The sequence below is a fragment of the uncultured Parabacteroides sp. genome (assembly GCF_902493135.1).
Lineage (GTDB): Bacteria > Bacteroidota > Bacteroidia > Bacteroidales > Tannerellaceae > Parabacteroides.
This window is the reverse complement of record NZ_CABUOD010000034.1, coordinates 45,177-51,176: the sequence shown is the minus strand read 5'-3', so window position 1 is coordinate 51,176 and position 6,000 is coordinate 45,177. Positions and strand designations below refer to the sequence as shown.

General features: G+C 50.2%; 3 protein-coding genes. 1 reads left to right on the top strand and 2 read right to left on the bottom strand.

Annotation, left to right across the window (positions count from 1 at the left end; genetic code table 11):
- Nucleotides 1-53: 53 nt before the first annotated feature.
- Nucleotides 54-1,469: a DUF1080 domain-containing protein gene (locus tag RDN79_RS14335; RefSeq protein ID WP_298551062.1), complete on the bottom strand. Its 1,416-nt coding sequence runs from the start codon at nucleotides 1,467-1,469 to the stop codon at nucleotides 54-56.
- 20 nt (nucleotides 1,470-1,489) lie between these two features.
- A complete protein-coding gene (gene ychF, locus RDN79_RS14330) occupies nucleotides 1,490-2,593 on the bottom strand; it encodes a redox-regulated ATPase YchF (RefSeq protein ID WP_298551061.1) in 1,104 nt (367 codons plus the stop codon).
- A 137-nt stretch (nucleotides 2,594-2,730) separates the two neighbouring features.
- Between ychF and RDN79_RS14325 the strand changes: the two genes are divergently transcribed.
- The gene (locus tag RDN79_RS14325) at nucleotides 2,731-5,847 is read left to right on the top strand and encodes a glycoside hydrolase family 2 TIM barrel-domain containing protein (protein ID WP_298551059.1); all 3,117 of its coding nucleotides are present in this window, start codon (nucleotides 2,731-2,733) and stop codon (nucleotides 5,845-5,847) included.
- The last annotated feature ends 153 nt before the right edge of the window (nucleotides 5,848-6,000 follow it).

The following is a 6,000-nucleotide window of genomic DNA, read 5'->3' as shown; positions in this document are numbered from 1 at the left end:
TTATCCGTGTAAATCCGTGAAATCCGTGCCTAAAAGATCGTGATAAAGGAGTTCTACCACTTATTATACAACACCACTTCGCGAGAGTCCCGTACGCTCATGGTCGGGAACCAGATGTCGTCTGCTGTCAGGCCGCATTCGTCGACGGCTTGCAGGCAATATTCCAGTTTGCCGAAATCGGCATCGACATTGTTCGTGCCGAAGGTGAACTTGATTCCGCGTTCTTTGGCTTTACGGATGATATCCATGCTTGGAATCTTGTAGCGTGCGTTGATTTCGAGTGCTATATTGTATTGGACCAATACGTCCAGGACGCGGTCGACACGCTCGTCGGTCCAGTATTTGGCATACTCTGCATTCAACTCTTCGGGCAGGAAGGTAGGATTGGCATAGATGTCGGCCGGTTCGTTGGTCAGGATCTTGACGGTCTGGTCGACCAGATGATCCATATATTGTTCTTTGGTAACATCGTCGTAGTGCACCTCTTCCGGACGGTAGATTCGAGACAGCCGGCCTTTATGGTCCACAATGGTCATGCCGTCGGTAAAGAGATAGTCGAATACGCCTAAAGCCTTTTGCGAGAAGGTGGCTGTCCATTTACGGCCTTCACCTTGTACGCCACGCAGGAAAGGCATGTCTTTTACTTCGTTGTAGTATTCGTACACTTCCTTGTCGTCGGCAAGCATACGCCCTACGCCACCTTCGCCGGCATTAGGAGCTACACCGTAGTTGATGCCGTAGTTCATCGACATGGCTTGTGCCATCTCCTTCGTCAGGCCGCCTTTCAGGTGCACATGGTAGTCTATCACAGGGAAGTTTTGCTGCTGGAAACGGATCACGGCATCGTTCTGTTCGTCTATCCGGGGCATTGTGTCCGCTTCATTGACCGCGTTTTTTTTCAAACGGGTCATGTTGAGGTTACGAAAGGCTACATCGCCGCTCACGCCTTTTAGCGCAATAGCGCCCCGGCTGAGCAGGCGCTTTGCATATTCTTTCGTACGATAGGGATATTCGGGTTCGGTATAGCATACTACCACCGTATCGTTTATGGCAACCGATATGTTATGCCCGCGTACGGCGATCTCGAAATCGAACCATTTCCCGTCTTCGGCCAATGAACGGTAGAGGTTGCGCACGGATGTGAGGCTGCCGCTTTTGCGTGTGCCGTCGATAGCTCCGTTCCGGAATGCCACCTCATAGCCTGATTGCCCGTCGGTGTGGAACAGCAAGGCTGCTTCCGCATTGTCTCCGGTGAGGGCTTGTCCGGTAAGTATAAAGTTCTTGTAATCCCCTCCTTCGGCGAACCAGGTCGATCCGGCTGTCACGGTTATTTCATTACCGTCGGCAGTCCCCATTTCGGGATTGCTGAAACGGGTTAACGGTTCTGCAACGTTGTATCGTACGCAGCCGGTAAGTCCTAAGATACTTATCAAGACCGCTATGATTGCTGTATTGGTTTTATTAATCATAATGTATTTGTTTTAGTAAATTACACATTAAAGCGGAAATGCATGATATCGCCGTCCTGGACGATATATTCTTTTCCTTCGACACTCATCTTTCCGGCTTCTTTCACGGCAGATTCGGAACCGTAGGAGATATAATCCTCATATTTGATGACTTCGGCGCGGATGAAGCCTTTCTCGAAGTCGGTATGGATCACACCGGCGCATTGCGGGGCTTTCCAGCCTTTATGGAACGTCCAGGCACGGCATTCGTCGGGACCGGCAGTCAGGAAGGTTTGCAGGTTCAAGAGTTTGTAAGCGGACTTGATCAGGCGGGCGACGCCGGATTCTTCCAAACCGATCTCCTGCAAGAACATCTGGCGTTCCTCGTAGGTGTCGAACTCGGCGATTTCGCTTTCGATCTTGGCCGCTACAACCAGGATTTCAGCTCCTTCGTCTTTTACGGCTTCGCGTACGGCATCCACGTATTTGTTGCCGTTGACAGCACTGGCCTCGTCTACGTTGCAGACATACATCACCGGTTTGTCGGTCAACAGGAACAGGTCGTGTGCGATCTTTTGCTCGTCTTTCGTGTCGAAAGAAACGGTGCGGGCGCTTTTGCCCTGTTCCAGCGCTTCCTTGTATTTGCAAAGTACCTCGTAAGCGATCTTAGCCTGTTTGTCACCGCCTGTCTGTGCCTGTTTCTGCACTTTGGCGATCCGGCTGTCGATGGTTTCGAGGTCTTTGATCTGCAACTCGGCATCGATGATTTCCTTGTCGCGCACCGGATCGACACGGCCGTCTACATGGACGATATTGTCATCGTCGAAGCAACGCAATACGTGCAGGATTGCATCTGTCTCGCGGATATTGGCGAGGAATTTGTTTCCCAATCCTTCCCCTTTGCTGGCGCCTTTTACGAGGCCGGCAATATCTACGATTTCGACCGTAGTAGGAATAACACGTTGGGGATGTTCGATTTCAGCCAGCTTGTTCAGACGTTCGTCCGGTACGGTGATCACGCCGACATTCGGTTCGATCGTACAGAACGGGAAGTTAGCAGACTGTGCTTTTGCATTCGATAAGCAGTTGAAAAGAGTAGACTTTCCTACGTTGGGAAGTCCTACGATGCCACATTGTAATGCCATTCTATTTTGTTGTTATGATTTATTCAAAAAATCTGTTTTCAGTTTGCAAAGATAAGGATTCTTTTGTATTTCTGTTGCCGGATAGTAGGCGAACCGAATATTTTGCTTATGTTTGTGTACCTTTTAATTAATGTATTATGAACAAAAAACTTAAAGCTCTTCTTTGTGTTTTGGCATGTTCTCTGATGACGACCTATGCACAACAAAAGCCGGAATGGATGAATCCGGAAGTGAATGCTGTCAACCGCGCTCCGATGCACACGCATTATTTCGCCTATGAAACGGAAGATGCGGCCTTGCAGGGCGAGCAGCAAAAGTCCTCCAACTTCATGTCGATCGACGGAACCTGGAAATTCAACTGGGTGAGGAATGCCGACCAACGGCCGCTCGACTTCTTTAAAGTTGATTTTAATGATAAGGGATGGGACAATTTCTCCGTTCCCGGTCTTTGGGAAATGAACGGCTATGGCGACCCGCTGTATATCGAGAGCGGCTATGCCTGGTGCTACCAGTTCGAAAGTAACCCGCCTTATGTGCCGATCGAAAACAACCATGTCGGTTCATACCGCCGGGAGATCGAACTGCCTGCCGGCTGGAAGGGGAAAGAGGTTTTTGCCCATTTCGGTTCCGTTACGTCCAATATGTATCTGTGGGTAAACGGCAAATATGTCGGATATAGCGAGGACAGCAAGCTGGAAGCCGAGTTCAATCTGACTAAATACCTGAAACCGGGCAAGAACCTGATAGCGTTCCAGGTGTTCCGCTGGTGTGACGGGACGTATCTGGAAGACCAGGATTTCGTTCGTCTTTCCGGAGTGGCCCGTAGCTGTTATCTCTATGCCCGTAACCCGAAATATATCGAGGACATACGGATCACGCCGGATCTGGATGCAAGCTATAGAAACGGGACGGTCCGGGTGGATCTGGACCTGAAAGGAAATGCCGCCGTAGAACTGAAACTGACGGATGCCGAAGGTCGTGTGGTTACGTCCGAAGAGTTGAAGGGGAGCGGTAAGCTGAATACCTCTTTTGCTATCGGAAATGCACGGAAATGGTCTGCCGAGACCCCTTATCTGTATACGCTGACCGCTACCTTGAAAGACGGGGACCGGGTACTTGAAGTTATCCAGCAGAAGGTCGGTATCCGGAAAGTCGAATTGCGCAATAACCAGGTTTGGGTGAACGGTTCGCCGGTCCTGATCAAAGGTGTGAACCGCCATGAGATCGATCCGGACAGGGGGTATTGGGTGACGCCCGAACGGATGCTCCAGGATATCCGGATTATGAAGGAAAATAATATCAATGCGGTCCGTACCTGCCATTATCCGGATGATAACCTGTGGTATGATTTGTGTGACGAATACGGTCTGTATATGGTTGCCGAAGCCAATGTGGAATCGCATGGCATGGGGTACGGCGAAAAGACGCTGGCCAAGAATCCGGCGTTTAAGAAGGCTCATTTGGAGAGGAACGAACGGAATGTGCAGCGTAACTTCAATCATCCGTCCATTATCTTCTGGTCATTGGGAAATGAAGCCGGTTTCGGCCCTAACTTCGAGGCTTGCTACCGTTGGGTGAAAGCGGAAGATCCGTCACGCGCCGTACAGTATGAACAGGCGGAGGAGAATGAGTTTACCGATATCTATTGCCCGATGTATATCCCGTTCGACAGTTGCCTGAAGCATCTGCGTGGTAATTATGGCAAACCGTTGATCCAGTGCGAATATGCGCATGCGATGGGTAATTCCGAAGGTGGTTTCAAAGAATATTGGGATCTGATCCGGAAGGAACCCGAATATCAGGGTGGCTTTATCTGGGATTTCGTCGACCAGTCTCCCCGTATGTTTACGAAAGAAGGTGTACAATACTTCGGTTACGGAGGCGACTTCAATAAATATGATGCTTCGGGACAGAACTTCCTGGATAACGGTCTGGTCAATCCTGACCGGCGCCTGAATCCGCATATGGATGAAGTGCGGCATATCTATCAGGATATCTGGGTAACGCCGAAGGACCTCGAAAAGGGGGAAATCTCCGTTTATAACGAATACTTCTTCCGTGATCTGGATGCTTATTACCTGGAATGGCAGTTGCTCGCCGACGGCGTGCCGGTGCAGAACGGTATTGTCCCCCGTTTGGAAGTTAAGCCGCATGAGACGAAAACAATGCATCTGGATTACGACCTTTCGCGTATCTGTGCGGATAAGGAAGTCTTGCTGAATGTCGCTTTCCGTTTGAAACAGTCCGAAACACTATTGCCTTCCGGTTATCCGGTCGCCAAGAACCAGCTTTCGGTCCGCCCCTATAAAGCTCCGTCTCTTGACAATGTGAACCGGGCGGAGAGCAATCAGCCTGTGATCACGCCGGTTGTGAAGGAAAATGATATCAACTACCTGATCGTGGAAGGGGATAACTACCGTGCCGAATTCGCAAAGGAAGATGGATTCCTGACGCTGTACACCGTGAACGATGTCCCGATGATGAAGGAGGGGGGCAAGCTGACACCGAACTTCTGGCGGGCTCCGACCGATAACGAGATGGGCGGCAATATGCAGAAACTATATGCCGTCTGGCGTAACCCGCAGATCAAGCTGGATAAGATCACCCAAAAGGCGGAGAACGGCCGGGCTCTGGTCGAGGCGGCTTATACCATGCCCGAAGTCTCTGCCAAGTTGTATCTGACTTATCAGATCAATAATAAAGGAATCATGAAAGTCACTCAGAAAATGGTTGCCGATGCTTCTGCCGACGTTCCGGACCTGTTCCGTTTCGGTATGCGCCTGCAAATGCCGAAGTGTATGGACCGGATCTCTTATTATGGCCGCGGGCCGATTGAAAACTATCCGGACCGTAATCATTCGACTGATCTGGGAAGATACAAACAGACGGTTGCCGAGCAGTTCTATCCGTATATCCGCCCGCAGGAAACAGGTACGAAGAGCGATATCCGTTGGTGGAAACAGCAGACGGTTGCCGGTGACGGGCTGAAGTTCTTTTCCGGTAAACCGATTCTTATGTCGGCCATGAACTATACGGTGGAAGATCTGGACGACGGACCGGAAAAAGGCCAACGCCATTCCGAACTCGTCCCGCAGGTCGATTATACCAATGTGCTGATCGACCTGAACCAGAAAGGACTGGGATGTATCACCAGCTGGGGTAAACGTGCTTTACCGCTCGAACCTTACCGGATTCATTATGGTAATTATGAATTCTCGTTTATCATGCAACCGGTGTTCGGCGATTATGAATAGTTTTTACTGCTATCGTAAGAGAGCGTTTACGATGATCGTAACAGGGCGTTTACGATAGCCGTAACAGAGGGCTTACGATGATCGTAACAGTGCTTTTACGATGGCCGTAACAACAAAGCCTCATCCTTCCTGCCCGGTGCAGGGTTCGGATGA